The sequence below is a fragment of the Microbacterium sp. DT81.1 genome, assembly GCF_049844955.1.
Taxonomy (GTDB): Bacteria; Actinomycetota; Actinomycetes; order Actinomycetales; family Microbacteriaceae; genus Microbacterium.
The window spans coordinates 321138-347810 of record NZ_JBNCMA010000001.1; the positions used below are offsets into that span (position 1 = coordinate 321138).

The 26673-nt window shown below is 70.9% G+C and carries 23 protein-coding genes; 20 read left to right on the top strand and 3 right to left on the bottom strand.

What is annotated here, in order from left to right; translation table 11 throughout:
• Nucleotide 1: 1 nt before the first annotated feature.
• The 4 genes from mtrB to hpf all read left to right on the top strand — a co-directional run bounded on the left by mtrB (nucleotide 2) and on the right by hpf (nucleotide 4961).
• Complete coding sequence (gene mtrB, locus ACLQ2Q_RS01395) at nucleotides 2–1759, top strand: MtrAB system histidine kinase MtrB (protein ID WP_425817195.1); 1758 nt, start codon at nucleotides 2–4, stop codon at nucleotides 1757–1759.
• Complete coding sequence (locus tag ACLQ2Q_RS01400; protein WP_425817197.1) at nucleotides 1756–3447, top strand: GerMN domain-containing protein; 1692 nt, start codon at nucleotides 1756–1758, stop codon at nucleotides 3445–3447. The genes mtrB and ACLQ2Q_RS01400 overlap by 4 nt, the downstream gene beginning before the upstream one ends.
• Nucleotides 3448–3538: 91 nt before the next feature.
• A complete protein-coding gene (locus ACLQ2Q_RS01405) occupies nucleotides 3539–4207 on the top strand; it encodes a ComF family protein (protein ID WP_425817199.1) in 669 nt (222 codons plus the stop codon).
• A gap of 88 nt (nucleotides 4208–4295) precedes the next feature.
• Nucleotides 4296–4961 carry a ribosome hibernation-promoting factor, HPF/YfiA family gene (hpf, locus tag ACLQ2Q_RS01410; protein ID WP_425817201.1) on the top strand — a complete coding sequence of 222 codons (666 nt, stop codon included), beginning with the start codon at nucleotides 4296–4298 and terminating at the stop codon, nucleotides 4959–4961.
• Nucleotides 4962–5095: 134 nt separating this feature from the next.
• Here the strand turns inward: hpf and ACLQ2Q_RS01415 are convergent, their stop codons facing one another.
• From ACLQ2Q_RS01415 to ACLQ2Q_RS01425, 3 genes are all read right to left on the bottom strand, one after another.
• Nucleotides 5096–6409, bottom strand: coding sequence for a hypothetical protein (locus ACLQ2Q_RS01415; RefSeq protein ID WP_425817203.1), 1314 nt, complete (start codon nucleotides 6407–6409; stop codon nucleotides 5096–5098).
• Nucleotides 6410–6731: 322 nt separating this feature from the next.
• Nucleotides 6732–8477, bottom strand: coding sequence for a DEAD/DEAH box helicase (locus ACLQ2Q_RS01420; RefSeq protein WP_425818577.1), 1746 nt, complete (start codon nucleotides 8475–8477; stop codon nucleotides 6732–6734).
• 62 nt (nucleotides 8478–8539) lie between these two features.
• Nucleotides 8540–9139 carry a PadR family transcriptional regulator gene (locus ACLQ2Q_RS01425; RefSeq protein ID WP_425818579.1) on the bottom strand — a complete coding sequence of 200 codons (600 nt, stop codon included), beginning with the start codon at nucleotides 9137–9139 and terminating at the stop codon, nucleotides 8540–8542.
• Between the two features lie 202 nt (nucleotides 9140–9341).
• Between ACLQ2Q_RS01425 and secA the strand changes: the two genes are divergently transcribed.
• The 16 genes from secA to ACLQ2Q_RS01505 all read left to right on the top strand — a co-directional run bounded on the left by secA (nucleotide 9342) and on the right by ACLQ2Q_RS01505 (nucleotide 26639).
• On the top strand, nucleotides 9342–12173 hold the full coding sequence (gene secA, locus ACLQ2Q_RS01430) for a preprotein translocase subunit SecA (protein ID WP_425817205.1): 2832 nt from the start codon (nucleotides 9342–9344) through the stop codon (nucleotides 12171–12173).
• 221 nt (nucleotides 12174–12394) lie between these two features.
• The gene (locus ACLQ2Q_RS01435) at nucleotides 12395–12733 is read left to right on the top strand and encodes a hypothetical protein (protein ID WP_425817207.1); all 339 of its coding nucleotides are present in this window, start codon (nucleotides 12395–12397) and stop codon (nucleotides 12731–12733) included.
• A gap of 39 nt (nucleotides 12734–12772) precedes the next feature.
• Nucleotides 12773–13081 carry a pore-forming ESAT-6 family protein gene (locus ACLQ2Q_RS01440; RefSeq protein ID WP_425817209.1) on the top strand — a complete coding sequence of 103 codons (309 nt, stop codon included), beginning with the start codon at nucleotides 12773–12775 and terminating at the stop codon, nucleotides 13079–13081.
• Nucleotides 13082–13156: 75 nt separating this feature from the next.
• The gene (locus ACLQ2Q_RS01445; protein WP_425817211.1) at nucleotides 13157–13501 is read left to right on the top strand and encodes a DUF6507 family protein; all 345 of its coding nucleotides are present in this window, start codon (nucleotides 13157–13159) and stop codon (nucleotides 13499–13501) included.
• Nucleotides 13502–13513: 12 nt separating this feature from the next.
• The gene (locus ACLQ2Q_RS01450) at nucleotides 13514–15628 is read left to right on the top strand and encodes a hypothetical protein (RefSeq protein ID WP_425817212.1); all 2115 of its coding nucleotides are present in this window, start codon (nucleotides 13514–13516) and stop codon (nucleotides 15626–15628) included.
• Nucleotides 15629–15690: 62 nt separating this feature from the next.
• A complete protein-coding gene (locus tag ACLQ2Q_RS01455) occupies nucleotides 15691–16212 on the top strand; it encodes a DUF6301 family protein (RefSeq protein ID WP_425817214.1) in 522 nt (173 codons plus the stop codon).
• 73 nt (nucleotides 16213–16285) lie between these two features.
• The gene (locus tag ACLQ2Q_RS01460; RefSeq protein ID WP_425817216.1) at nucleotides 16286–16810 is read left to right on the top strand and encodes a DUF6301 family protein; all 525 of its coding nucleotides are present in this window, start codon (nucleotides 16286–16288) and stop codon (nucleotides 16808–16810) included.
• A gap of 44 nt (nucleotides 16811–16854) precedes the next feature.
• Nucleotides 16855–17157, top strand: coding sequence for a DUF6301 family protein (locus ACLQ2Q_RS01465; RefSeq protein ID WP_425817218.1), 303 nt, complete (start codon nucleotides 16855–16857; stop codon nucleotides 17155–17157).
• 95 nt (nucleotides 17158–17252) lie between these two features.
• Nucleotides 17253–18188: an FHA domain-containing protein gene (locus ACLQ2Q_RS01470; protein WP_425817220.1), complete on the top strand. Its 936-nt coding sequence runs from the start codon at nucleotides 17253–17255 to the stop codon at nucleotides 18186–18188.
• Complete coding sequence (locus tag ACLQ2Q_RS01475) at nucleotides 18185–19255, top strand: DUF6177 family protein (protein WP_425817222.1); 1071 nt, start codon at nucleotides 18185–18187, stop codon at nucleotides 19253–19255. The genes ACLQ2Q_RS01470 and ACLQ2Q_RS01475 overlap by 4 nt, the downstream gene beginning before the upstream one ends.
• Nucleotides 19252–19542 (top strand): hypothetical protein, encoded by a 291-nt coding sequence (locus tag ACLQ2Q_RS01480; protein ID WP_425817224.1) that lies wholly within the window; start codon nucleotides 19252–19254, stop codon nucleotides 19540–19542. Before ACLQ2Q_RS01475 ends, ACLQ2Q_RS01480 begins: the two co-directional genes overlap by 4 nt.
• The gene (locus tag ACLQ2Q_RS01485; protein ID WP_425817226.1) at nucleotides 19539–20855 is read left to right on the top strand and encodes an EsaB/YukD family protein; all 1317 of its coding nucleotides are present in this window, start codon (nucleotides 19539–19541) and stop codon (nucleotides 20853–20855) included. The genes ACLQ2Q_RS01480 and ACLQ2Q_RS01485 overlap by 4 nt, the downstream gene beginning before the upstream one ends.
• A gap of 1 nt (nucleotide 20856) precedes the next feature.
• Nucleotides 20857–21693 carry a hypothetical protein gene (locus ACLQ2Q_RS01490; protein ID WP_425817228.1) on the top strand — a complete coding sequence of 279 codons (837 nt, stop codon included), beginning with the start codon at nucleotides 20857–20859 and terminating at the stop codon, nucleotides 21691–21693.
• A complete protein-coding gene (gene eccCa, locus ACLQ2Q_RS01495; RefSeq protein ID WP_425817230.1) occupies nucleotides 21690–25658 on the top strand; it encodes a type VII secretion protein EccCa in 3969 nt (1322 codons plus the stop codon). The genes ACLQ2Q_RS01490 and eccCa overlap by 4 nt, the downstream gene beginning before the upstream one ends.
• Nucleotides 25648–26004 carry a hypothetical protein gene (locus ACLQ2Q_RS01500; RefSeq protein ID WP_425817232.1) on the top strand — a complete coding sequence of 119 codons (357 nt, stop codon included), beginning with the start codon at nucleotides 25648–25650 and terminating at the stop codon, nucleotides 26002–26004. The genes eccCa and ACLQ2Q_RS01500 overlap by 11 nt, the downstream gene beginning before the upstream one ends.
• Nucleotides 26001–26639 carry a hypothetical protein gene (locus ACLQ2Q_RS01505; RefSeq protein WP_425817234.1) on the top strand — a complete coding sequence of 213 codons (639 nt, stop codon included), beginning with the start codon at nucleotides 26001–26003 and terminating at the stop codon, nucleotides 26637–26639. The genes ACLQ2Q_RS01500 and ACLQ2Q_RS01505 overlap by 4 nt, the downstream gene beginning before the upstream one ends.
• Nucleotides 26640–26673: the final 34 nt, after the last annotated feature.

Consider the following 26673-nt stretch of genomic DNA (forward strand, 5'->3'; position numbering starts at 1 on the left):
CATGCCCCCCGCCGGAGCTGCGGCATCCCGCGCATCGATGACGGACTGGCGCGACTGGCGTGCGTGGCCCGAGAGTCTCGCGACCTTGTGGCGCCGGTCGCTGCGCTTCCGCACGCTCCTGATCACGGTCACTCTCACGATGCTGGCCATCCTGATCGCCGGCGCCACGATGGCGCTCGCCATCCAGAACGACCTCTTCGATTCCCGCAGGGACGAGGTGCTCATCGATGCCCGGCGCGCCGTCACGGCGGCCCAGCAGACGCTCGATGCGACGGAGGTGCAGGGGGACCGCACGCGTCTGCAGCAGACGATGGGTACGGTGCGCGACCAGATCGCCCGACAGTCATCCAGCGACCGGATCGCCATCTTCCGGATGGACTCCACTCCCAATGCCCTGGCGCCGCAGGACATCTTCGCCGGCGGGCTCACCGAGGACTTCATCCCCGACGCGCTGAGCGCGCAGGTTCAGCGCGATCCCGAGCTGCAGTGGTGGCAGTCCGTCGCCCTTCCGGTCGGTAACGACCGCACCGTGCCGGGCATCCTCGTCGGCCAGCAGCTGCAGGTGCCGGGTCCCGGCGTGGGCGCCTACGAGGTCTATCTCGCGTACGACCTCGCCGATGCCGACGAGACGCTGTTCTTCGTGCAGCGGACCCTGTGGCTGGTCGGGTCGGTGCTGGTGCTGCTGATCGCGGCGATCGCGTGGTTCATCCTCCGATCCGTCGCCACGCCGATCACCGAGGCGGCCGACACGAGCGCCCGGCTCGCGGCGGGGGAGCTGAAGGTGCGGCTCCCCGTGCGGGGCGAGGACGAGCTCGCCACCCTGGGTCGCTCGTTCAACGCCATGGCCGACAGCATCGAGACGCAGATCAAGGAGCTCGCCGAGCTCTCGCTCGTGCAGCAGCGGTTCGTGTCGGATGTCTCGCACGAGCTGCGCACCCCGCTGACCACCATCCGGCTGGCGGCCGACATGCTGAATGACCGGCGGGACGAGTTCGATCCTGCGACCGCTCGCGCGGCGGAGCTGCTGCAGACGCAGGTGCAGCGCTTCGAAGTGCTGCTCACCGATCTGCTCGAGATCAGCCGCTACGACGCCGGATCGGTGCAGCTCGAGCTCGAGCCGACGAGCCTCGCCTCGCTCGCCGAAGACGTCGTCGAGTCGATGCACCAACTGGCGGAGCAGCACGGGACCGACGTGCGGATCGTGGCACCGGGCGGATATTCCCCGGTCGACATGGACGCGCGCCGGGTGCGACGCGTGGTGCGCAACCTGCTCGGCAACGCCATCGAGCACGGCGAGGGCCGGCCGATCGTGGTGACGGTCGACAGCAACCAGCACGCCGTCGCGATCGGTGTGCGCGACTTCGGTCTCGGGATGACGGCGGAGGACGCCGAGCGGGTCTTCGACCGGTTCTGGCGCGCCGATCCCTCCCGCCGGCGCTCCATCGGCGGCACGGGGCTCGGTCTCTCCATCTCCTTGGGCGATGCCCGCCTGCACGGCGGAACCCTGGCGGTGTGGTCGGAGCTCGGGCGCGGCACGAACTTCGTGCTGACCCTCCCTCGTCAGTCGCAGGTGCTCGAGGGCGCATCGCCCATTCCGCTCGAGCCGCCGGATGCCTCCCTCGAGGATCTCGGGATGACTCAGCCGATCGACATCCCGACCGGGCAGGTGGTTTCGGGGCGGTCTGCCCCCGGACCCGTCGGCTCGGGAACCGTCGCTTCGGGCCCCATCGGGTCGGGCCGCGGCGGGGAGTCGCGATGAGGCGGCGCTTCTCCGTGCTCGCGGCAGCGCTCCTGGCGGCACTCGCGCTCACGGCGTGCTCCGGTCTCCCCACCTCGGGATCGGTGTACCCGGGGCTTCCGGCGGAGGAGGTGCCCGCCGCCCCCGACTTCCTGTTCCGCCCGAGCAGCCCGCAGCCGGGCATGACCCCGCAGCAGATCGTGCAGGGGTTCATCGATGCGGGGACCAGCCCCTTGGGGGGCTGGGCCATCGCCCGGGAGTTCCTCGCACCGGAGCTCAGCTCGACGTGGAATCCGGAGGCGCGGGTCACCGTCGCCGAGGATCGCAACTACACGGCGCTCTCGGAGGACGAGGTCGTGCTCACGGTCACGCCGTCGGCCGACGTCGATGAGGCCGGCGCCTACTCCGCGACGGATGGCGGCGCGGCGACCACGCTGCCGTTCCGGCTCGCGCAGCAGGAGGACGGGGAGTGGCGCATCACCGAGGCGCGCGACGGGATCGTGCTCGACCGTGACTTCTTCGTCGCCGTGTTCGATTCCTACCAGGTGATGTTCTTCGACCCCACATGGCAGTTCCTCGTTCCCGACGTGCGATGGTTCCCCGCGCGCACGAACTCCGCGACCCGGGTCGCTCGGGCGCTGATCGATGGCGCACCGAGCCCGTGGCTCACGGCATCCGTCGTCTCCGCCGTCCCGGAGGACGTCGCCCTGGCGACGCAGTCGGTGACGGTGGATTCCGACCTGGTGGCGACGGTGGAGCTCGGCGAGTCGGCGCGCGGACTGGATTCCACGATCCTCGACCGCATGCAGGCACAGCTGGAGGAGAGCCTTGCCAGTGCCGGTGTGCAGTCGGTGCAGATGGCCGTGGACGGCACGCCGCTGGAGGCGACGGCAGTGCCCACCCGGTCCACAGCCGTGGACAGCCGGCCGCTGGTGGTCACCGAGGCCGACTTCGGGTTCCTCTCCGGCGACGAGATCGCGCCGATCCCCGGCCTGTCTACGACGATCATGGAGAATCTCGGCGCCGCCCCCGTGGCGGTCCAGGTGTCGCCGGAGCGCGATGCGGCCGCCGTGCGTATCGCGGGGGGTGCCGTCGCACGCGCCCGCGCCGACGGCACCGTGCTCGAGATCGACACCCGGCCGGGCCTCGTCGACCCGACCATCGATCCCCTGGGCTACATCTGGAGCGTGCCGCAGGACACCCCGACCGCCGTCCTGGTGGCCGGCACCGACGGCGCTCCGGCGACCGCCGTCGGAGGGGCCTGGGTCGAGGCGTCGCAAATCCGCTCGATGCAGGTGTCCCGCGACGGCACCCGCGTCGCCGCCCTGACCACCGTCGGCGGCCAGCACTGGGCGGTTGTCGCCGGGGTGGTGCGGGACGAAGAGGGCAAGCCCATCTCGCTCGGCGAGGTGAATCGGCTGGCGCGGCTGCCGGGGCCGGGGATCGCGGCCGGCTGGCTGGACGACGAGACGATCGGCGTCGTGGCCGATGAGGCCGGCACGATGATCGTGCTCGATCAGCTCGTCGGCGGCGAGGGGTCGCGGACGGAGGGTCCGGACAGCATCACGACGCTGGTGGGCGCCAACCAGGTCACCGCGGTGCGCCTGCGCGCAGCGGACGGCGTGCTCTTCGTGAAACGCGGGTCCAATTGGTCGCAGGCGGCGGCGGGGATCGCGGTGCTGGCATCGCAGCAGGGCGCCCCGCGATAGCGGCTCCTCCCCAAGCGGCGACCCGGGTCCTCGCCTCCACCTTTCCGCCGCCAGTGCCTCCGGGCCCCGGCGCGGCCGCCAGGCTCATCCGATGACACGTTCGCCGGCAGACTCGGTACGGCGGGCTCTCGCCGAAGCCCTCGCACTCGCCTTCCCGGTGCAGTGCGCCGGATGCCGCGAGCCGGGCGCGGCGCTGTGCGACCCGTGCCGGGCGCACCTGGTGCCGATCCCGACGCGCAGGGAACTGCCCTCCGGCCTCCTCGCCTGGAGCGGCCTCGCCTTCGAGGGTGCGGCGGCAGGCGCCCTGCGGGCACTCAAGGAGGAGGGCCGCACCGGGCTGGCCCGCGCGCTGGCGCCGGCGCTCGCCGCCGCGCTGGCGGCGGCCGCCGACGGGCGCCGCGAGCTGCTCGTCGTGCCCGTACCGAGTTCCCGCGCCGCGCTCCGCCGGCGCGGCTACCACGTGGTCGAGCTCCTTGCGGTCCGGGCCGGTGTGCGTCCCGCGAAGCTGCTCGTGGCGACCCGGCGCACCGCGGATCAGCGTGCGCTCGGCGTCCACGAGCGCCGCGGCAACGTGGCCGGCAGCCTGCGCGCGCGGGCGGCCGCCGGGGCGGATGTCGTGCTCGTCGACGACGTCGTCACCACCGGTGCCACCCTCGAAGAGGCGGCCCGCGCCCTCACCGCGGGGGGCGCGCGGGTGATCGCGGCGGCCACTGTGGCCGCCACGTCGAGACGCACGGACCGTGCGCAAACTCACAGGTGACACCGTCAGAGGCGGAGGCTACGGTGGGGAAGACAAGGCGACACGTGGTCCGCCCTTGGCCGGGTGGACCGGAACAAGGAGGTCAAGGATGGAAACCAGCATCGTCGGCGTGGGCGTGGGAGTGACTGATCGCTTCCGCTCGGTTGTCGAAGAGAAGGCGGTTCGCATCGAGCACCTGGCGCCACGCGCCCAGCGGCTCGACATCAAAGTCACCCACCGCGCCTATCACAATGGCCGCGTCGAAGACGAGACGGTCGAGCTCACGCTGGTGGGCAAGGGACCGGTGGTTCGCGCAGAAGCAGTCGACGGCGACAAGTTCGCCGCGCTGGACCTCGCGGTCGACAAGATGGCCGAACAGCTTCGCCGCGCGAAGGACAAGCGCGTCGACGGCCGCAACCACCCCCGCGGTGCCAAGTTCGAAAAGGAGAGCGGTGTTCTGCAGGGTCTCGACGTGCAGCCGGCATCCCTCGATGTGATGCGCGCCGTCGCGACCGGCGAGATCCCGATCATCACGGGCAACGAGGACGAGCAGGATTACACTCCCGTCGTCATCCGCACCAAGAGTTTCGACGCCGAATGGATGACGGTGGAAGACGCCGTCGACCGCATGGAGCTGGTCGGCCACGACTTCTTCCTCTTCATCGACGCTCGCTCCGACCACCCGAGCGTGGTCTATCGCCGCAAGGGCTGGGATTACGGCGTGATCTCGCTCACGGCCGCCGCGCCGCCCGAGGAGGAGGCGATCGCCTCCTAGCGCCACCGACTCCGGCCCGGGTTCCTCGTCTCGGCTGCGGTGACTCACCGGCCAGCGCGAAGGATCCGGGCCGGACTTCGTCCGGCGTGAGGACCTCGGCGACGGGCTTCGTCCGGCGCTCAGCCCGGAGGGCGCTAGCCGAAGAAGTCGCCGAGCAGGCTGCCGATCACGACGCCGCCGAGGATGCCGCCCATGGCGTCGCTCATCCCTCCGCGGCCGCCCTGCACGGGGCCGCCCCAGTTGCCGCCCTGGGGGCGGGACGAGTCGATGTCGCGCTGCGCCAGCTGGAGCGCCTCGCTGGCGAGAAGGCCGGATCGGCGCGCCAGGGCCATGGCCTCCTCGCGGGTGTCCTCGTCGGAGGTGAGCGGCTCGGCATCGATGCGCGTGCGCTCCGCCTCCGCCAGGCGCGTACGCGCGTCGGCGCCGATCCAGCCGCGATGCCCGGCGATGACGTTGCGCGCCACCGCGATCTGTCGGTCGGCGTCATCCAGCGCGTGACGCACGTGCGTCACCGACGGGACCGGCCGTGCCAGGCGCTCGCGCGCCTTGGCGATCGCGGCATCCAGGCCGGTGTTCGCCTCGCGCAGCTGCGTCAGCTCGGCGAAGGGGTCGCCCTTCGCTCCGGGAGCCGGGAGAGCCTTCAGCGCCGACTGGAGAGCGGTGATCGCGGCCGTCACGGCCGGCACCTGCGGCGCCTGTCGAGCGGCCACCAGGTCACCCCGCGAATCCGCGATGACGTCGGCCAGGGTCGACTCCGCACGGAGCGCCTCGATCTCGAAGTCCTCGATGCCGTCGATGATCGCCGCGGCCCGGCGCACGGCCTCGGTGGCCGTCTCGAGCGCGAGGTTCGCCTCTTCCCTGCGGCCGGCATCGCGGCGCCGAGCCGAGACGTCGGCGCTGTGCGCCGCGAACGTCAGCAGCTGCTCGGCCTCGTCTGCGCCGGCGGAGACCTGGCGCAGCGCCTCCTCCGAGTACCGGGTCGCCAGACGGTCTATCGTGGCGCGGGCATGGGGCAGGCGCTGCCCGAGCTGCTCCGTGTCGGCCTTCACCTGCGCGAGGATCTCGGGCGCGCGGCGTACGCGCTCGATGTCGTCGGACAGGGCCTGCGTGCGGTCATCCAGCAGGTCGTCGGCCCACTCGCACAGCTGGACGATGCGCGCGTTTCGCGTGCGGAGCTCGTCGGGGGTGTCGGGGATGTGGTCGTGGTTCAGCTGATTGAGGTGGAACGCCTCGCCGAGGTGGTGCGTGACCGCGGTGAGCGCCTCTCGCAGCTCTCGCGTGGCACCCTCCCCGAGCTCGGCCTCGGCGAACGCGAGCTCGTCCGTCGTCGTGCGGATGCGCTCATCCACGGCCACCAGCGCGCTCTTCGCGCGCCGCGCCAGGTCGGCATCCGCCGCATCCTGCGCCTCTTGCTCTTCGCGCCTGCGTTTTCCCCACAATCCAGCCATGTATCGATCCTAGGTTCGCGCGGCGATCCACTCGCGCGGGTTCCCTCTCGGCGTATCGGGGTTTGGGGCGCGTGGGCTCCCTTGGGGCGCGCGCCGTGCGCCCCAAGGGAGCTGCCACGCCCCAACCCGGGCCCAGGGTCGGTGCCGCTCGATCCCGTGGGGGGTTTGGGGCGCGTGGGCTCCCTTGGGGCGCGCGCCGTGCGCCCCAAGGGAGCTGTGACGCCCCAAACCCGATGAAGGTTCGCCGCACGACCCGCACCACGGACCGCGCGGGCCAATAGAGGCCCCTGGCACACGTGCCCGAAGAGTGCCGGTGTCGCGGTCAGCCGTCGTGCGAGGCTGACTTGTGCCGGGGCTTGCGAGGGGGGCGGTCGTCGTCGCCGCTCCGGCGCCCCGGGCCGCCGGTGTCGGGGCGGATCTCGATCAGGCGCCCAGAGATGCGCGTGTCGGCGAGGCGATCGAGCGTGTCCGGCGGAAGCGATGCAGGCAGCTCGACGAGGGAGAAGTCCGGGCGGATCTGGATCGCTCCGAAGTCGCCGCGGCTGAGGCCGCCCTCGTTGGCGAGCGCCCCGACGATCTGACGGGGCTCGACGCGGTGCCGCTTGCCCACGGCGATCCGGTAGGTGGTCATCGGGCCGCTGTTCGGCCGTGGCCGCCGCTCGCCACGCGGTTCCCGATCGTCGCGATCGAATCGCCCCGGGCGGTCCCCGCGGTCGGTGCGGTCGTCTCGGTCGCTCCGTTCCCGCTTGGGCCGCTCGGGGTCGGGTTCAAGGAGGAGCGGCGACTGGCCCTGGGCGACGACCGCGAGGGCGGCCGCGACATCCACTTCCGGCACGTCGTGGTTGCGGACGTAGTGGGCGATCACGTCGCGGAATCCGTCGATGCGCTCGCTCTGCCCGAGCGCCTCGGTGATGCGGTCGTCGAAGCGGGCCAGGCGCGTGACGTTCACGTCGTCGACACTCGGCAGCTGCATCTGGGTGAGCGGCTGGCGGGTGGCTCGCTCGATCGCGGAGACGAGGCCCCGCTCCCTCGGCGTGACGAAGCTGATCGCCGCGCCGGAGCGACCGGCTCGCCCGGTGCGCCCGATGCGGTGCACATAGGACTCGGTGTCGGTCGGGATGTCGAAGTTCACGACGTGCGAGATGCGCTCGACATCCAGACCGCGGGCGGCGACATCGGTCGCCACGAGGATGTCGAGCTTGCCCGACTTCAGCTGGTTGACGGTGCGCTCGCGCTGCACCTGTGCGACGTCGCCGTTGATCGCCGCCGCCGAGTAGCCACGGGCTCTGAGCTTCTCGGCGATCTCTTCGGTGACGCTCTTGGTGCGGACGAAGACGATCATGCCCTCGAAGTTCTCGACCTCGAGGATGCGCGTGAGCGCGTCGATCTTCTGCTGGTACGACACGATCAGATACCGCTGCGAGATGGTGGCCGAGGTCGTCGTCTTGGTCTTGACCGTGATCTCTTCCGGGTCGTGCAGGTACTGCTTCGACATCCGTCTGATCGTGGCCGGCATGGTGGCCGAGAACAGCGCCACCTGCTTGGTGTCCGGGGTGTCGGCGAGGATCGTCTCGACATCCTCGGCGAAGCCCATCTTGAGCATCTCGTCGGCCTCGTCGAGCACGAGGTACTTGAGCTCCGAGAGATCGAGCGTGCCCTTGTCGAGGTGGTCCATGATGCGACCAGGGGTGCCGACGACGATGTGCACGCCTCGGCGGAGGGCGGACAGCTGCACGCCGTACCCCTGACCGCCGTAGACGGGGAGGATGTGCACGCCGCGCACGTGCGACGCGTACTTCTCGAACGCCTCGCACACCTGCAGCGCCAGCTCCCGCGTGGGCGCCAGCACGAGCGCCTGCGGGGTCTTCTGCGACACGTCCAGGCGATCGAGGATCGGGAGCGCGAACGCCGCCGTCTTGCCGGTTCCGGTCTGTGCGAGCCCCACCACGTCGCGGCCGGCGAGCAGGCTCGGGATCGTGGCCGCCTGGATCGCCGAGGGCGTCTCATAGCCGACATCCCGCAGCGCCTTCAGCACCGCCTCGCCCAATCCGAGATCGGAGAACGTCATCGGGGTGGGCTCCTCGGGAGCCTCTGCCTCGGCGGGGACATCGACTGTGGACACGCTTCAGGTTAGTCCGCGGCGCTCGGATGTCGAAGTGCCGGCCGCCCGCGTCTGGGCCGTGCCGTCGCCAGCTCGAGAGCCATCGCGTGCTCGGGATGCCGCGCCAGGCGTCGCTCGGTGTGGTCGAGCCAACTCAGCTCGGCCCGGACGGCGAAGATCATCGAGTCCATCACGAGCGACCACGCGAGCTCCTCCGCCCCGGATGCGCCGGCGTAGCGGGTGTTCTCCAGCCGCTCGAGCTGTCCGAGCGAGGCGGCCCGCTGCGCCGCGATCACGGCGGTGACGTCGACACCCGGCAGCGTCGCCGCAACGGCGAGTTTGAGCGGGAGCTCGTCGCGCGTGCCCCGCGCTCGCTGCACGGGAGCCCCGAGCCAATCGGCGACCTCGGCGGACCCGGCATCCGTGATGTGGTAGTAGACGTGCCCCTGCGCGTCGCTGTCGCCCTTCGCCACCAGCCCGTCGCGCTCGAGGCGGTCGAGCGTGTTGTAGATCTGCCCGACGTTGAGCGGCCAGGTGGATCCCGTCCGGCGGTCGAACTCGGCGCGCAGCTGATACCCGTAGCAGGGTCCCTGGTCGAGGATCGCCAGCAGGCTCTGTCGCACCGACACCGTCGCCTCCCCGTCCCGGCATCCGAGGAGGATGCCGCCGATCGCCTGCCGAGTATATAGATACCCGGTAGATACCTGTGGATGACCGAGCATCACAGGTCATTTGCAGGTCACGGACGGATAACATAGGCAGGTATGCCTGGCGTCAGCGCCGGCGGCGACGGCGCCTACCGCGCCGCACCCGATAGATGGAGATCGACACGTGGCCAACCCCCTGGAGAGACTGCTCCGCGCCGGAGAGGGACGCATCCTCAAGCGGCTGCAGCAGGTCGTGAAGGCCGTCAACGCCCTCGAAGAGGACTACGCGCAACTGACCGACGAGGAGCTCCGCGGCGAGACGGCGGAGCTGCGCGCTCGCCACGAGGCGGGCGAATCGCTCGACAAGCTCATGCCCGAGGCCTTCGCGGCCGTGCGGGAGGCCGCCAAGCGCACGCTGGGCCAGCGCCCCTACGACGTGCAGATCATGGGTGGCGCGGCCCTTCACCTCGGCAACATCGCCGAGATGAAGACCGGTGAGGGCAAGACGCTCGTCGCGACCCTGCCCGCCTACCTGAACGCCATCGCCGGCAAGGGCGTGCACATCGTCACGGTGAACGACTTCCTCGCCACCTACCAGTCCGAGCTGATGGGCCGCGTGTTCCGCACGCTCGGCATGACGACCGGTGTCATCGTGGCGGGCCAGACGCCGGAGGTCCGCCGCCAGCAGTACCTCTGCGACATCACCTACGGCACGAACAACGAGTTCGGCTTCGACTACCTGCGCGACAACATGGCCTGGCGCAAGGAAGACCTCGTGCAGCGAGGGCACTTCTACGCCATCGTCGATGAGGTCGACTCCATCCTGATCGACGAGGCCCGTACGCCGCTCATCATCTCGGGCCCGTCGTCGGGCGAGGCGAACCGCTGGTTCGTCGAGTTCGCGCGCATCGCCAAGACGCTCGAACCCGGCATCGACTACGAGGTCGACGAGAAGAAGCGCACCATCGGCGTGCTCGAGCCCGGCATCGAGAAGGTCGAGGACTACCTCGGCATCGACAACCTCTACGAGTCCGCGAACACGCCGCTGATCTCCTTCCTGAACAACTCGATCAAGGCCCTCGCGCTGTTCAAGCGCGACACCGACTATGTCGTGATGAACGACGAGGTCATGATCGTCGACGAGCACACGGGTCGCATCCTGGTCGGTCGCCGCTACAACGAGGGCATCCACCAGGCGATCGAGGCGAAGGAGTCCGTCCCCGTCAAGGCCGAGAACCAGACGCTGGCCACCGTGACGCTGCAGAACTACTTCCGCCTCTACGACAAGCTCGCGGGCATGACCGGCACGGCCGAGACCGAGGCGGCCGAGTTCATGTCGACCTACGAGCTCGGGGTCGTCGCGATCCCCACGAACAAGCCGATGATCCGCAAGGACCAGGCCGACCTCGTCTACAAGAACGAAGCGGCGAAGTTCGCTCAGGTGGTCGAGGACATCGCCGTTCGTCACGAGAGCGGGCAGCCCGTGCTCGTCGGCACCGTGAGCGTCGAGAAGAGCGAGCACCTCTCGCGCCTGCTGTCGAAGAAGGGCATCAAGCACGAAGTGCTGAACGCGAAGAACCACGCGCGTGAGGCCGAGATCGTCGCCCGCGCCGGGCGCCTGGGCGCCGTGACCGTCGCCACGAACATGGCGGGTCGCGGCACCGACATCATGCTCGGCGGCAACGCGGAGTTCCTCGCCGTGCAGGAGATGAAGGCCAAGGGGCTCGACCCGGCCGAGACGCCGGACGAGTACGACGCCGAGTGGGAGGGCGTCTACGAGCAGATGCGGGATCGCGTCGCCACGGAGGCCACCAAGGTCGTCGAGGCCGGGGGCCTGTACGTGCTCGGCACCGAGCGCCACGAGTCCCGCCGCATCGACAACCAGCTGCGCGGGCGCTCCGGTCGTCAGGGGGACCCCGGCGAGAGCCGCTTCTACCTGTCCCTCACCGACGACCTGATGCGCCTCTTCCAGTCGGGCGCCGCCGAGGCGATCCTTGCGCGCACGAGCTTCCCCGACGACGTGGCGATCGAGTCGACCATGGTCTCGCGGGCGATCAAGAGCGCCCAGTCCCAGGTCGAGGCCCGCAACGCCGAGATCCGCAAGAACGTGCTCAAGTACGACGACGTGCTGAACCGCCAGCGCGAGGCGATCTACTCCGACCGCCGCCACATCCTCGAGGGCGATGACATCGCCGACCGTGTGCAGCACTTCATCGAGGACGCCATCACCGGCGTGATCAAGGACCACACCGGGACGGGTCACAACGAGAGCTGGGACTTCGACGCCCTCTGGACGGAGCTCAAGACCCTCTATCCGGTGGGCGTGACGATCGACGAGGTCGTCGCAGAGGGGGCCGGCCGAAAGGGCGGCATCTCGGCCGATGGGCTCGTTCGCGAGATCCTCTCCGACGCCCGCATCGCCTACGAGCGCCGCGAGGAGACGCTCGGGACCGCGGCGACACGCGAGCTCGAGCGCCGCGTGGTCATGCAGGTGCTCGACCGTCGCTGGCGCGACCACCTCTACGAGATGGATTACCTGAAGGACGGCATCGGCCTGCGAGCCATGGCTCAGCGCGATCCTCTCATCGAGTACCAGCGCGAGGGCTACCAGATGTTCCAGTCGATGATGGGACAGATCAAGGAGGAGTCCGTCGGCTACCTCTATAACCTCGAGGTCGAGGTGCGCCGTCCGGCGGAGGGCGAGCAGCCGGCGCAGGTCGAGGCGAAGGGATTGGCGGCCGCACCGGTCGATGGCCACGGGCTTCAGTACTCGGCGCCCAACGATGCCGGCGAGGTCGAGGTGCGCAACGACAGGGGCCAGGTGCAGCAGGCCGCCACGGCGCGTCTCCGCCAGGCGACAGCCAAGGGTGCCGGCGCGCCGACGGCGGTCGTCGAGGCGGAGGCCCCGGTCACTCGCGGCGCGTTCGGGCAGCGCACCGAGGCGCCGGCGGGTGCCGCCGCGCAGCCCGCGCCGCAGAACCGCGCGCAGCGCCGCGCCACCGACAAGCGCAAGTAGCCCGCCCCGGGCCGCCGATCGGCCCGCGCCGGGCATTGCCGGTGGGGATGACGACATCCCCCACCCGTCCATGTCATATGCCACCGCGGCCATACCTGAAAGATCCATCAAATGATTTGAAGAGATCGGGATCGCTAGGTAGCCTCGTTGGGCGACGACGTGGATGGCGTCGCCGAAGCCGCGGCTCGCGGCTCCGTTGCGGACAATGAGGGGTAAGCATCGTGGCCACCAAGTTCGACACAGGCGCTGACACGCTCAGCATCCTCAACAAGCAGACCTCGGCGCAGTCCGACAACCTCGGGGCGCTCATCATGCAGCTCGCCCAGGCTTCGGAGCCGGTCGAGAAGTCGTTCCAAGGACCGGCTCGGCAGGTGTTCGACGTGTTCCAGCGCAACGCGCAGGCGATCGCGTCCGAGGTCAACCGCGCGCTGGGTGCGATCCTGCAGGGCTCCGTCGGCATGGACACGTCCGTGCAGCAGGGAGTCCAGGAGCAGGCGGAGCAGACGCGCGGCGTCGACGGCGCACAGGACTACACGGGCTTCTCCGGCCGAGCCGTCTAGCCATCGACATCCGGCACGAGACCACAAGGAGCACGTGACATGCCTGCATCAGACCGCCTTGCCTTCGACATCAACGACTCGCAGTCCTCTCAGGCGAACTTCCTCGCCATCGCCAGCCACCTCGAGCGGCTCATCGCCGAGCGCGACAAGGAAGTGAAGACGGCCATGGCGGATGCCCGCATCGACGGCGCCGACGCGACCTACCTCGCCAAGGAGCAGCGCTGGACGAACATCTCGGAGAACACGAAGAGCATCATCCAGGCGCTCAAGCAGGCGATGACCGAGAACGACGCGACCGCCCAGACCGCGCTTGCGAAGGCGAAGGCGGCCGTCGACGCGATCGCGTAGCCGACGACGGCGCCGCCTCGGGGCAAATCGCCTCGAGGAAGCGCAGTCGTCCGGTATGGCGAGGAGGTGCAGACCATGGGATTCGAGATAGCGCCAGCGGCGGTGCAGGGGATCGTTCACGCCGTCAAGGGCGAGGCGACCGAGCTTTCGGACGGCATCGACGTCGAGAGCCTGGAGGGTGACGTGGCGGCCATGGCTTCAGCCCCGGCGCCCGGCGCCGCCCAGGCGGTCGCCGAGTTCCTGGGACACGAGTCGCCCGTCATCCAGAGCATCGGCAATCGCATCACCGCGTGCCTGCTCGGCGTGACGACCGTGACCAACTCCTACACGACCGCCAGTGACGAGATGCTGCAGACCGTGCAGTCCAAGGCGATCGCGTCCGCCGAATCCGGCGACTTCTCGTACTTCGGGGTCGAGTGAGGTGATCGCCGTATGACCGACCCGAGGCTTCCCGACATCGGCGCCCACCCGCTGAACACCATGGACACCGAGTCCATCGAGACGGCGGCGGCGTCGATCGCGGCGCTCGGCAGGGTCGTCGGCCAGAACGGAGCCCAGGCCGTGACGGCGTGGGCCCCGATCACCTCCGCGTATCAAGGTCCCGGAGACGCCGAGCTCATCGCGGCCATGGCGCCGGTGAGCACGCTCTCGACCGAGGTGTCGACCCGCACCGCCTCGGCGGCCAGGAGTCTGCGGACGCTCAAGCAGACGGCCGATGAGATCAAGGCGACGATGACGACGCTGAAGGCCGACCTGGTCGACCTGCGCGCGGATGTCGCGGCGTTCGAGCCGACGCAGCCCACGGGTGGGCGTGTGCCGCACGGTGCGGTGCGGACCGACTGGTGGGACGACCCCGCTCTCGAGGCCGAGAACCAGCGCATCATCAAAGGCCTGAACGACTGCGTCGAGCGGATGCACGAGGCCGAGAGGGTGTGCATCAACGAGATCCGCGCGCTGCACAACCTGTCGCCGCTGACCGCGGGAGAAGGCAGCTACGCCGACGGACACTACGGCGTCGACGACATCCCGCACGAGGCCGAGACCCCGTGGGGCACGGCCGAGCCCGATGACGAGAACTGCGCTGAAGCCGCGGGAAGCTGGGTCGTCAACGCGGGCAAGGACCTCGCGGGGCTGGTCGGCATGCAGTGGGACAGCGACGGCGACTTCTCCTGGACCCTCGACAATTTCACCGAGACGTGGACCGGCATGGCGGTGCTCATCACCCGCAATCCCGAGACGGGCGAGTGGTTCGACTGGGGCGCCGCCGGGGATGCGTGGCTCGGTGCCGGCAAGGACTTCCTCGCCTGGGACCGCTGGTCGGAGAACCCGCAGGGAGCGTTCACGGACGTCGTGCTCAACGTGGGCACCTCCTTCATCGCCGGTGCCGGCGCCGCCACGAAGATCGCCAAGGTGGGCAAGCTCGGCCGTCGCGGAGACGTGGACGTGGATGTGGACGTCGACATCGACGCGGGCGACTTCGCGGTCCCGCGCATCGACGTGGACTCCGACCTCGACCTCGACATCGACTTCGGAGATCTCGATCTCGACATCGACGTGCCGGCCGACCGCCCGGATGTGCCGGCCGACCGGCCGGACGTGCCGGCGGACCGCCCGGATGTGCCGGGCGACCGGCCGGACGTGCCGGTCGACCGTCCGAATGTCACCGGCGACCGCGTCGACGTTCCTCAGGATGGCGCCGACACGCCGGGCGACCGCGCGGACGGCGCCGGGTCGGACGACACTCCCGCCGCCGATGTCGACCGCGATGCCGTGGACCCGCGGACGGCGGGCCGCACGCCGAACGAGGACGTCGTGTTCCAGCCGTCCCAGGACTACGTCGACGCCGTCGACGCGCGCACAGACGCGGTGGAGGTGCGCCGGGATGCGGTGGCGGAGCGCAGAGACGCCATCGCGCGCCTCGACGAACTGGGGATGCCCGTCTCGGATAAGGATCTCCTGAAGGGCAACATCACCGCCTCGATGAACCGGCTGGAAGCATCCGTGCTCGATGACCCCGACCTCACGCCCGACGAAGCCGCGGAGCGGTTGAACGCCATCGACGATATGCGGACCGCGGCATGGGACGAGCGCGCCTCTTACACGGCGCAGGCGAACGCGTCGGAGCGCCTGGGCGACGCGGCCGCTCGTGATGCGATCCGCTCGCAGGGCGCCGACGTGGTCGTCGACGGAGCGGGCGCCAGCGCCGGACAGTTCGACCAGGTGGGTCTCACTCACGACGGCAGGACGCTGATCGTGGCGGAGGCGAAAGGCGGTTCGGCAGAGCTCGGCGCGAGGGGACGCGTGCTGCCGGACGGCACCCGAGCCGCTCAGGGATCCACGTTGTACTTCAATGACGTCTTCCGCGTCGACCCGACCCTGCAGAGGTACCTCGCGGAGAATCCGGATGTCGCTCACGGCCTTGCCGATGGCACGATCGACGTGAGGTACCAGCTGGTGAAGGCGGACGGGTCAGGGTCGGTCCAGATCGAGGACCTGGCGCTCGACCCGGAGGCGCTCGATCTCACTCTCCCGGTTCCGGTCGGCTGAGCGAACCGAGGGAGCACTGCGCGGCCCGGCACCCGCCGCGGGGGCTCGCATAGACTGAGAACATGACCGTGAGTTCCGCGACCATCGATGATCTGCGCCCCATTGTGGACGCCTTCGCGGAGTTCACCTGGCCCGCGCCGAGGGACTCGATGCACCCCGTCGCTGAAAAGCTCGGCTGGACGCTGCAGCTGGACAGGCCGAAGGGCATCAACTATCAGACCGCCTATGGCTTCGGGCGCGGTCGCGCCAGCGTGCTCATCAGCGACGATGACATCGCCGAGGTGACGGTGCATGTCAGCGCCCGGATCGATGAAGACGATCAGGAGCAGCGTGCGCAGCTCGCGCAGGCCTTCTCCGCCGTTCGAGGCGCCCTCGAGCAGATTCTCGGGACTCCCGCTCACGTGCGCCGCGGCGAGTACCCCAGGATCTCGTGGGACCTGGCCAGCGGCGGTCGCATCGCCCTCGACAGGCTGGGCGCCGTGGTGGCTCTCACCGTGCTGCAGCAGAAGTACGCGGACATCGAGCGCTTCGAAGAATCGCGCGGCATCCCCGACGACCGCGATCCCGAGGCCGACCTGGTCTGACCCCCGGCGTCGCCGGCCCTTCGCTGCACGCCGGCGACGCAGGACCCTGTCGAACGCTGAATATGCTGTCGAGGTGACTGACGTGGAATATGCAAGCGCGCCCAGGCTCAGGTCGATCATCGATGAGTTCACGGCACTCGCATGGCCGGCGGACAGGGCCGTCCTGGGGCCGATAGCCGATCGGCTCGCGTGGGTCGTGCGGCTGGATCTTCCCGGGAGCATCGACTATCTGTCCGAGGTGGGCGCCTCTCGAGCGTTGGTGAACGTCTTGCTCGACGAGGGCCTTGTCGCCGAGGTCAAGGCGGGTGTCAGCTCACAGATCGACGAGACGGATCCCGCGCAGCAGGAGGCGCTCGCGGATGCGTTCACGGCCGTCGTCGCTGACGTGCAGGCGATTCTGGGCGCGCCCGCGCATCGCCGCCGCGGGGAGTATCCCCGCGTGTCGTGGGACCTGCCGAACGGAGGACGTGTCGCCGTTCAGTGGCTCGGCTTCGTCGTTCAGCTGGTCGTGCTGCAGAAGGGGTACGCTGACGTCGAGCGCTTCGAGGAGTCGCGCGGGGTGAGCGCGGATCGCGACGCCCGAGCGGACCTCGGTTGAAGGCTCCTCGGCTCGCATCATGGGTGTGAAGCACGCGACGATCGATGATCTGCGCGAGATCGTCGACGCGTTCAGCGGGCTGGGGTGGCCGGCGCCGAGAGCTCGCAAAGGCGTTCACCGCGCTCCGAGGTGACCTCGAGCAGGTGCTCGGTCGGTGGGCGCACGAGCGACGCGGCGCGAACCCCCGCGTCTCGTGGGACCTTGAGAACGGCGGCCGTATCGCTCTCGAAAGGCTGAGCGCGGTCGTGTCGCTCTACGTGCTGCAGAAGAAGTACGCCGATGCCGAGCGGTCCGAGGAGAAGCGAGGCGTTCCCGAGGAGCGCGATCCTGAGGCCGACCTGATCTGACGCGGCCTCACCGACTGCCGCGCCCTGAGCCGATTCCGGCCGGTCGATTAGGCTGGGCTGGTGACAGACGTGGATGCCTGGTGCGGACGGGCCGCATGACGCTCGTCGACGCCGTCGTCGTCTGCGGCCGGTGCGGGGGACCGGCATCCGCCTCCGCCGTGAGCTGCCCCGCGTGCCGCGGTGGCATCCCCGGCGAACTGCTCCCCATCGTGCGAGTAAGCCCGCTCTCGACCGGGGCGACCAACGCATCCCCGACTCGCCGCGCGGCATCCTGTGCCGTCTCCGTGGCGGTCCCCGTTCTGGCCGGAACCGCCGCCGCGCTCGCCGCCTCGCTGACGACACCTTGGCGTGTCACCCTCGGCGTCACCGTGTTCCTCGCGCTGGCCGCGCTGCAGTTCGCGACGTGGTTGTGGTGGGGCCGAGCGCTCGGCAACGTCCTCACGTCCACGCGCACGGTCCGTGCGGACGACGGCACGGCACTGTCATCGGGAGGGATCCGCCGGCTGTTCCGTGGTGGGGAGGCGGTGCTCGCGGCTCCCGGCGTGCAGCAGGGACCGCTGCTTCGCCGCATCGGGGCCGCCACCGTCTCCGTACGGGGCGACCGCGATCCGCTCCGGCTGGGCGCGGTCGAACGGGTCGAGCTGCCGTCTCGGCCGACCGGTGGAGCTCGACGACACGGGCGCCTACGTCCCCTCATGCTCGTCTTCGACGACCGGCTCCGCGTGCCCCTCGAGCGCAGCATCGTGCTCGGTCGCAACCCCGAGCGTCCGGAGTCCGAGCCGGACACCATCGTCCTCGCCCTTCCCGACATGTCGCGGTCGATCTCCAAGGCGCACGTGCGCATCGACCGGGAGGCCGAACGCGTTTTCGTACAGGACCTGGGGTCGACCAACGGGACCGAGCTGGTCGCCCACGATCGGTTCGTCGAGCTCTCGGCCGGCTCGCGCGTAGAGCTGCCCCCGGGGGCCCATCTGCTGCTGGCCGGGCATCCGCTTCGCATCGAGGGCTGGGAAGAGGGGTCGGCGGCATGAGCGCACCACGGCCCGTCTACCCGCACCCGCTGCTCGACGCGCGCGCGTCCGGGGTCGTCATCACCCGCTCGGTCGCAAGCCGTCTCACCCTCAGCGCTGGGCGCTCCGACTTCCTGCTCGAGGCGCAGCGCAAGGAGCGGCGTGCCGTCCTCACGACGAGCGCGGACGCGGTGCTCAGCGATCACCTCGTCGCGCTCATCAACGCCGTGGGAGCCGCCTGGGGTGTGACGGATGCCGCCGGCGAGGCCTGGGACGGGCTGACGGGACGGCGTCTGGCCCGAGCCGAGGCGGCGGATCATCGGCCGGCGAAGGGACCGGAAGACCTCCACCCCGGATTCCTCACGCCCGAATCGACGTCCATCCGCGTGCGCGTCTCGGTGGCGCGTCGACACCGCAACGCCTTCGAGACGATCCTCGGGGGAGACGTGGAGCAGCTCGCGCCGCTGCTGTCCGGGGCGCTTCCCGCGGGGTGGGGCACCAGTGAGCCCAGCGGCATGCCATGGGATCGCGAGGCACTGACGACCTATGCGCGAGAGGCCGATCGCCCGACGCGGGTCGTCGTCGCGGGGTCCAACGGGGGCCGTGCGCTGACCGGCTACGTCTCCGCTCACCGCACGACCGCCGGCATCGAAGAGGTCTCCGAGCTGCTGGTGAACCTCGGAGGGGAGAACGACGCCGAGACGGCCGGCCGGATCGCCGGGGTCGCAGCCGCCCTCGAGTCCATCGCCCCGGGGGTGCCGCTGTTCGCCGCCGCCTTCGCGGATCCCGGCCGCGCCGACCTCTTCCGTGCCGCGCGCTTCCCCCGCCCGTTCTGGCCCCTCGCCCTTCTCGTCGGCGCGCCGGCCGTGCGCACCCTCGGCATCGACCCCCACGCCGTCGCCGGCCGCCACGGTGGCGCCGTCCTCGGCGGGCGCCGCACGCCTGCGCTGATGCTCGACCTCAGCGGGCTCACCGCCCCCGCGAGCTGGATCCGCCTGCGTGCCTTCGTCGACGATCTGGGAGCGGAGCGCATCGCCGAGGCGTCCCCCGCGATGGCGGGCATGCTGTTCGGGGGGAGTGCGGAGTGAGCGACCGCGATGCGCTCCTGCTGGAAGCCGTCACCGTGCACCGGGATCGACTGTCGTCGGCTCTCGTGTTCGGACCGCCGCGTGCCCGCAGATCCGTCGGGACGAACGTGCGGCGCTTCGTAGGGAGCGTCGTCCTCGCGGCGGTCGTCTGCGCCGTCTGCGTCGCGATCTCCTTCATCGGCAGTGTGCTCGCGCAGCAGGAGCGGGACGCGCGGGAGAGATCGCTGAGCTCGGCTCCCCTCAGCTCCGTGGTGGCGCCGGCGTCGGCGGGATGGGAGGCGGGATGACCGGGTACACGAGGATCACCCTTGTCGGCGAGCGCCTGCGTGGCGACGTCGTCGTTCCGGACGACGAGCCGTTCGTCGGCCTTCTGCCGGAGCTGCTCGATCTCATCGGCGAGGGCGAGCGCTTCGCCGGCGCGCCCGTGCAGCTGGTGCGCCGCACGGGGCAGCAGCTCGACCTGTCGGCGACGGCGGGGGAGCTGGCCATTCCCGATGGCGACGTCCTGCGGGTCGTGCACGCCGAGGAGGCGCCCCCACCGCCGGAAGTCGCCGACGTGACCGACGTCGTCGCGGAGTCGCTCGTCCGGCGATCCGATCGCTGGGGAGCATCCGCACGCCAGTGGGTGGGCGGCCTGGCGGTCGGCGCCGGCACGCTCGCCGTCGCTTTCCAGGTGACAGCCGGGCTGGATCGAGCGGCATCGGTGGCAGCGCTCGTCGTCGGGTACGTCGCATCGCTCGCCGCGGCGATCGTCTTCGGACGCCTCGGATGGTCGTGGTCCCGGCGATGGACGACTGCCGTCGCGCTCGGCATCGCCCCGCCGCTCGCGGTCGCGGTCGGCGCTTCGGCGGGGGCCGACGACGTGTTCGACGCGATTCTCGCCGTCGGGCTGGCGTGGATCGCCATCGGCGTCGGATTCGGTCTGGCGGCGCGCTCGGCTCCCGCCGCGTGGGGGGCGCTCGCGGGGTCAGGCGCAACGGCGGCCGCGGTGGGACTCGCCCTCAGCTCCGTGCCTCTCGTCGTCACCGCCGCGATCGTGGGTCTCGCCGCGCTCGTCGTGATCGGAATCCTTCCCCCCATCGCGCTCGCAGCCTCCGGGCTGTCGCGGCTCGATGATGCCGCCCTGGCGGGATCGCTGCCCTCTCGGCGGAATGTGCAGCGCTCGCTCGACGACGCGTACGCCAGCCTGGCGTGGCTCTGCGTCGCGCTGTCGGTCACGGCAGGCGCGGCCGCCGTCGTGCTCGTGCTCTCTGCCGACATCTTCGCCGTGCTCCTCGGCGTCGCGATCGCGCTCGTCCTCGCCCTGCGAACGCGGCAGTTCCCCCTCGTATCGCACGTCGTTCCGCTGTGGGCCGGCGCCGTGGCCACGATCCTGGCCGTGGCCTACTCGCCGCTGCTCCCGGCGGGCGCCGACGCTCTCGTACTCGTCGGGCTGGCGATCGCCGCGATCGTCCTGGTCGGTGTTCGACCATCCGCGCACGGACGGGTGCGGCTGCGACGCTGGGGAAACGCGCTCGAGCTGCTCGCCGTCATCTCCACCGTGCCTCTTCTGCTCGGCGTGCTCGATGTCTACCCCGATCTGCTGCGGACGTTCGGCTGACATGACGGATGCCGGGCAGCGCGTTCCCCTCATCGCCGGCGGGGCGGGATGGGCGGATCGCCAGCGCGTGTACGTCGACCTCGATCGCCGCGTCCGCACCCCCTTGCCGACCAGCCGGCGCGTGTCGGTCCTCTCTCTCGCGGGCGGAACGGGTGCCAGCAGCGTCGCCGCCGCGGTGGCGGCGCTGGCGGCCGCGCGACGGGCGCGCCCCGTGCTCGCCGTCGACGCGCACGGATCGACGCACGGCCTCGCGGAGAAGCTCGGCTGGGGGAGCGCCGAGCGGATGACGGCGCCGGATGCCGTGCGCGAGCGCGCTCGCACCTTCTCGGAGGCGACGAACGGCCTCCCGCACCGCGGGAGCCTCCACTTCCTCGGGCTCGGCCGTGAGAGCGCGGCGGTGTGGCCGGCGGACGTTGCGGAGTGGCGGGAAGCCGTTGCTCCCATCGGCCGCTTCTTCCCGCTCGTCGTGACGGACTGGGGCCGGAGGCGAGAGCTCACAGCCGTTGCCGAGATCGCCCGTGCCTCGCACTCCGTCTGCGTCGTCGCGGCGGCAGACCGACGAGGCCTCGAAGAGGCCGCGTCGCTCGTGCCCGCGATGCGCGTGGAACCCGGCGCGCCCGACGTCACGCTCGTGCTCGTCGACGTGTCCGACGCGGGCGGGTCGGCCACACGCGTGCGGCTCGGGCCCCTCGATGCCCCCGTGCTGCGTGTGCCGTTCGATGCCAGGCTGGCGTCCGGCATCGGCGCCGGCGGGCGCACCCGCCGTGCGTGGCTCGCCATCGCCGCGGCCGTCATCGCCGGGCGGGCGTCCGATGCGTCGCAGGAGGTCGCATCGTGACGGTGCGGGTCATCCATCGACCGGCGAGGGTCGTGCGGCCCCCGGAGCCTCCCGTTCCCCGCGAGGTCGCCGCGCCGCCGCGCGCCACCGACGAAGGCCGCGGCTTCCCGCTGCAGATGCTGCTTCCCGTCATCGGCGCGATGTCCTCGGTGGTGATGATCACGGTCCTCCGCACGAACCCGCTGATGGTCATCGTTGCGGCGATGATCTTCGTCGTGGCAGTCGTCGGCGGCATCGGGATGGCGCTCACGCAGCGCGGGCAGACGGTTCGGCGTCGGCGAACCCAGCGCCAGCGGTTCCTCGAGCACCTCGAGAACGAGCGCGAGCAGCTCCGCGCGGTCGGCGACGACGTGCGGAGGACCGCGGTGCTCACGGACCCTCCGCCCGCCGCGCTTCCGGACATCCTCCGCGACCCCGCGCGCCGCTGGGAGAGACGGCGGTCAGACGGCGACTTCCTGCGCCTGCGCATCGGCACCGGGCCCGTCGACTGGCATGCCCTCACGCTCCCCGCCGACACCAACCCGGTCGAACCGCACGATGAGCTGCTGCGCGGGGAGCTCACCCAGCTGCTGCACCACTACTCCGTCGTGCGGGACATGCCCGCCACGGTCGAACTCGACCGTGTCGGCGACGTGTCCATCGTCGGTCCCCGGGACGCCACCCTCGGTGTCGCGCGTGCGCTCTACGCCCAGACCATCGCCTTCCACGCACCCGACGACGTCTCGATCGCGCTGGTCCACCCCCCGGAGCTCGAGGGGGATTGGGACGGGCTCGACGTCGTGGGGCACGTGCAGGCGACCGACGTCTTCGACGGCCCGGTCGCGGCCCGGCGTGTCGCCCCGACGCTCGAACGGCTCTCGAGCCTTCTCGCACCGTGGCTGCAGGCGCGAGCCGAGGCGGTGGCCGCGGAGCGTCGAACGGGACGAACGGGGGCGAGCGCGCGGATGTCGCGGCTGCTGCTCTTCGTCGACCACGGAGCCGCGACCGCATCTTCGCTCGCCGCGGCGGAGCGCGAGGCGACGCTGCGAGAGCTCGGCATCACGATCGTGCACCTCGTCGATGATCGGCTCAAAGAACCGTCGGAAGTCTCGGTGCGCATCACGGCGACCGGCGACCGGCTCGTCGTCGACGATGTGCGCAAGCAACCCCCTGCCACCGGTATCCGTGCCGACCAGCCGGGACTGCGCGAAGTGCGGGCGCTGGCGGCGACGGTCGCACCGCTCCGCCTGGGCCGCAGCGACGCACGGCGGGATGCCGAAACGGGTGACGTCATCGGGGTGCTGGAGTCGCTCGGCTACGACGGCCTGTCCGCCGAGCAGCTGGCTCATGCCTGGCGCCCGCGCGCCGAAAGCGCCTTCCTGCGCGTGCCGATCGGGGTCGATGAGAACGACGAGGTCCTCGAGCTCGATCTGAAGGAGTCCGCGCAGCTCGGCATGGGCCCGCATGGCATCGCCATCGGGGCGACCGGCTCCGGCAAGTCCGAGTTGCTCCGCACCCTCGTGCTGGGACTCGTCCTGACCCATCCGCCCGAGGATCTGGCCATGGTGCTGGTGGATTACAAAGGCGGGGCGGCCTTCGCACCGTTCGCCGCCCTGCCGCACGTCGCGGGCGTCATCGACAATCTCGCCGACGACGCCCAGCTCACGCGCCGGGCCCAGACGAGCATCGCGGGAGAGGTGCGCCGGCGCCAAGAGCTGTTGCGCGACGCCGGCTCGGTCGCATCCATCTCGGCATACCGCCGCCTGCGGCGGCAGCATCCCGAGATGCCTCCCATGCCGCATCTCCTGCTGGTGATCGACGAGTTCGGCGAGCTGCTCACCGCCGAGCCGGACTTCGTCGATCTGCTGCTGACGATCGGCCGGATCGGGCGTTCGATCGGTGTGCACCTGCTGCTGTCGAGCCAGCGCATCGAACAGGGCAAGCTGCGCGGCCTCGACACGTATCTGTCGTATCGGATCGGGCTGCGCACGTTCTCCGAGTCCGAAAGCCAGGTGATCCTCGACACGCGGGACGCGTTCCATCTGCCGGCGATCCCGGGCTTCGGCTACCTCAAGGTCGACACCACGAAGTACACGCGCTTCCGGGCCGGCTATGTGTCGGGACCGCTGCCCACTCCGTCCGAGCCGCAGGCGGAGGAGAGGGCGCGCCCCATCCTGCTGCCGCGCTACAACACGATCGAGGCGGATGCCGCTGGTCGCGATGGTGCCGATGCAGAGGTGCGGCTCGCAACCCCGGTGCACGTCGGGCCCAGCCTGCTCGATGCCGCCGTCGAGCTGCTCCGCGACGCACGCCCGCCCGTGCCACCCGTGTGGCTGCCGCCGCTGCCCACGAAGTTCGCGTTCGAGCGCGTACGGGGCGCACGGGCCGACGGTCCTCTGCAGGTGCCGGTCGGCCTTCTCGATGACCCCGCACGCCAGCGCCAGGGCCCCTGGCTGCTGGACCTCACGAGGGGCGGCGGGCACCTCGCGGTGTACGGAGCGCCCCAGACCGGCCGCTCCACCTTCCTCCGCACCCTCGGCATGGGTTTCGCCCTCACCCACACGCCGGTCGAGGTGTCGATCTACGGCCTGGACCTCTCCGGCGGCGGGCTCGCGCGGCTCGAACCGTTCCCGCACGTCGGCGGCGTCGCCACCCGCTTCGATCCCGAGCGAATCGGGCGCCTTCTCGATGAGCTGCTCGCCATGATGCGGGCCCGGGAGTCCATCTTCCGCGAGCGCGGCATCGACTCGCTCGCGGTGCTGCGTGCGCGGCACGCCCGCGGCGAGATCCCCGAGCTGATCGCCCCCGACATCGTGCTCCTCGTCGACGGGTTCTCGCAGCTGCGCGGCGAGTTCGAGGAGTTCGAGGAGCGGCTGATGGCCCTGCTCGGACGTGGCGGATCCTTCGGCATCCACCTCGTTCTCGCGATGAACCGATGGAACGATGTGCCGATGCGGCACCAGTCGCACGTCGGGCAGCGGATCGAGTTCCGCCTCAACGACGCCATGGACTCGCAGGTCGGCCGCAAGGTCGCCGAGACGCTCAAGGAGGCGGGCCCCGGCCGCGCGGTGACCGCGGAGGGGCTGTTCGGTCAGATCGCACTCCCCGTGCAGACCGTCGTCGACGACGGGGAGATCGGCCCTGCGCTCGAAGATCTCGCCCGCCGGTTCGCCGACGGCTGGAGCGGCGTCGCCGCGACACCCATCCGCCTGCTGCCCGAGCTGCTCGACCCGGCGGACCTGCCGGACGCGCTGGACGAGCCGGACCGCGTGCCGATCGGCGTGCGGCAGGACGATCTCGCCTGGGAGTTCTTCGACCCGCGCATCGAGCAGCACCTGCTCGTGTACGGTGACGCCGGCAGCGGAAAATCCTCGATCCTCCGGGGCATCGCGGAGGGATTCATGGAGCGCTACACCGCCGACGAGGTCGTGTTCGCCGTCATGGACGCCCGCGGCCACGTCGCGCCGGTCGTGCCGGAGGAGTACCTGGGCGGGCACGCCCCGAACGCACGCCGGGCCGAAGTGCTCGCCACGTCGGTGGCGCAGGAGCTGGCCCGCCGCAGCGACCCCGCCGAGGCGGCGCGCAAGCCGGGTCCGCGGGTGGTGGTGCTCGTGGATGACCACGACATCCTGAGCTCCGGCGGCGATGACCCGCTCGCGCCGCTCATCCCCTACCTGCCGTCGGCCCGCGACCTGCGGCTGCACGTGTTCCTGACCCGGCCGGTCGCCGGATCGACCCGCGCATCGTTCGAGGTCGGCATCCAGTCGCTCCGCGACACCGGGGGAACCGGCCTCGTTCTCTCGGGAGAACGATCGGAAGGGCAGGTGTTCCCGCGGGTGTACGCCGAGCAGATGGTCCCTGGCCGCGCGCGCATCGTGCGCCGCGGGCGCCCGCCGGGCGTCATCCACCTCGCGCACTTCCCGCTGCGCCGCCCGTCGCCGGCCATGGCCGCCACACCCGCAGGAGATAATTCGGATGCCTCGTGAGTTCATCCTCGTGTCGGAGCGATCCCCCGATACGGACGATCTACGCGCCGCCGCCGGGGCGCTCGGCCACACCGTGACGATCGCGCGCGCGAAGGCCGGCGCGCTCGATCTGGTGCTCGACGGCGAGGGCCGCGTGCTGCTGTCGGTCGAATACACCCAGCGCATCGCCGTGCCCGACGAGATCGAGCGACTGGCACCGGCCGCGTCCTCGCTGCTTCCCGGGCCGGTGTTCTGGACCGAGTGCTGGGCACCGTTCGGGGCCGACGGAGAGGTGGGCGAGCGCATCGCCGAGGGGGTCGCCCGGGCGTGCGGCGGCGTGTGCGTCAAAGAGGATGGCGGGCTGTGACGCAGCCCATCCCTCCGGCGCCGCCTGCTGCGCCCTCGCTCCGGCAGACCCGCCGGGCGACCCGATCAGGCGGGCAGCGCATCGTCGTCGTGTCCGGGAGCGGCGGCGAGGGCGCGACGACGGTCGCCGCACTCGTCTGGTCGATGCTCGCCGACGCCGGCCTCTCGGCGGACGCGCTGTCGCGCGCCGATGACCCGCTGACTGCGCGCCTGCCGTACGCCGACGGGAGCGACGGCGTACTCTCGGTCGTCGACCCCGGACCCCATGCCCTCGACCAGACGCTGTCGGACTCGGACGTCCTCGTGGTGGTCTGCGCCGCGACGACCGTCTCGATCGAGCGCGGCCGGGACGTGCTCGCCGAGGCCGACGACCGGGACGTGCGAGCACCGGCGCTCGTGGTCTGCGCCCGCACCGAGAGCGAGGGTCGGCGCGCACGCGTGCGGGTCGCTCAGGCTCTGCGGGCGGATCCGCGCGTCGTGACCCTGCCGTACGACCCGGCGCTCGCCGGCTCCGCGCGCCTGGATCCGGACCGGATGAGCGCGACGACGCTCGCTGCCGGTCACCGCGTGCTCGAGCTCCTCGGCGCCGCGAGCGGCGGCATCGCGAACCCAGCCGGGTCGGATCGTCGCGGCTGAATCCGGCGCGATCCTGCGTGCGTGCGCCCCGACC

Bases quoted from the DNA above. Each gene is read 5' to 3' on its own strand.
- mtrB (WP_425817195.1), top strand. From the start codon at position 2: ATGCCCCCCGCCGGAGCTGCGGCATCCCGCGCATCGATGACGGACTGG.
- ACLQ2Q_RS01400 (WP_425817197.1), top strand. From the start codon at position 1,756: ATGAGGCGGCGCTTCTCCGTGCTCGCGGCAGCGCTCCTGGCGGCACTC.
- ACLQ2Q_RS01405 (WP_425817199.1), top strand. From the start codon at position 3,539: ATGACACGTTCGCCGGCAGACTCGGTACGGCGGGCTCTCGCCGAAGCC.
- hpf (WP_425817201.1), top strand. From the start codon at position 4,296: ATGGAAACCAGCATCGTCGGCGTGGGCGTGGGAGTGACTGATCGCTTC.
- ACLQ2Q_RS01415 (WP_425817203.1), bottom strand. From the start codon at position 6,409: ATGGCTGGATTGTGGGGAAAACGCAGGCGCGAAGAGCAAGAGGCGCAG.
- ACLQ2Q_RS01420 (WP_425818577.1), bottom strand. From the start codon at position 8,477: ATGACGTTCTCCGATCTCGGATTGGGCGAGGCGGTGCTGAAGGCGCTG.
- ACLQ2Q_RS01440 (WP_425817209.1), top strand. From the start codon at position 12,773: ATGCCTGCATCAGACCGCCTTGCCTTCGACATCAACGACTCGCAGTCC.
- ACLQ2Q_RS01445 (WP_425817211.1), top strand. From the start codon at position 13,157: ATGGGATTCGAGATAGCGCCAGCGGCGGTGCAGGGGATCGTTCACGCC.
- ACLQ2Q_RS01450 (WP_425817212.1), top strand. From the start codon at position 13,514: ATGACCGACCCGAGGCTTCCCGACATCGGCGCCCACCCGCTGAACACC.
- ACLQ2Q_RS01455 (WP_425817214.1), top strand. From the start codon at position 15,691: ATGACCGTGAGTTCCGCGACCATCGATGATCTGCGCCCCATTGTGGAC.
- ACLQ2Q_RS01465 (WP_425817218.1), top strand. From the start codon at position 16,855: ATGATCTGCGCGAGATCGTCGACGCGTTCAGCGGGCTGGGGTGGCCGG.
- ACLQ2Q_RS01470 (WP_425817220.1), top strand. From the start codon at position 17,253: ATGACGCTCGTCGACGCCGTCGTCGTCTGCGGCCGGTGCGGGGGACCG.
- ACLQ2Q_RS01475 (WP_425817222.1), top strand. From the start codon at position 18,185: ATGAGCGCACCACGGCCCGTCTACCCGCACCCGCTGCTCGACGCGCGC.
- ACLQ2Q_RS01485 (WP_425817226.1), top strand. From the start codon at position 19,539: ATGACCGGGTACACGAGGATCACCCTTGTCGGCGAGCGCCTGCGTGGC.
- ACLQ2Q_RS01490 (WP_425817228.1), top strand. From the start codon at position 20,857: ATGACGGATGCCGGGCAGCGCGTTCCCCTCATCGCCGGCGGGGCGGGA.
- ACLQ2Q_RS01500 (WP_425817232.1), top strand. From the start codon at position 25,648: ATGCCTCGTGAGTTCATCCTCGTGTCGGAGCGATCCCCCGATACGGAC.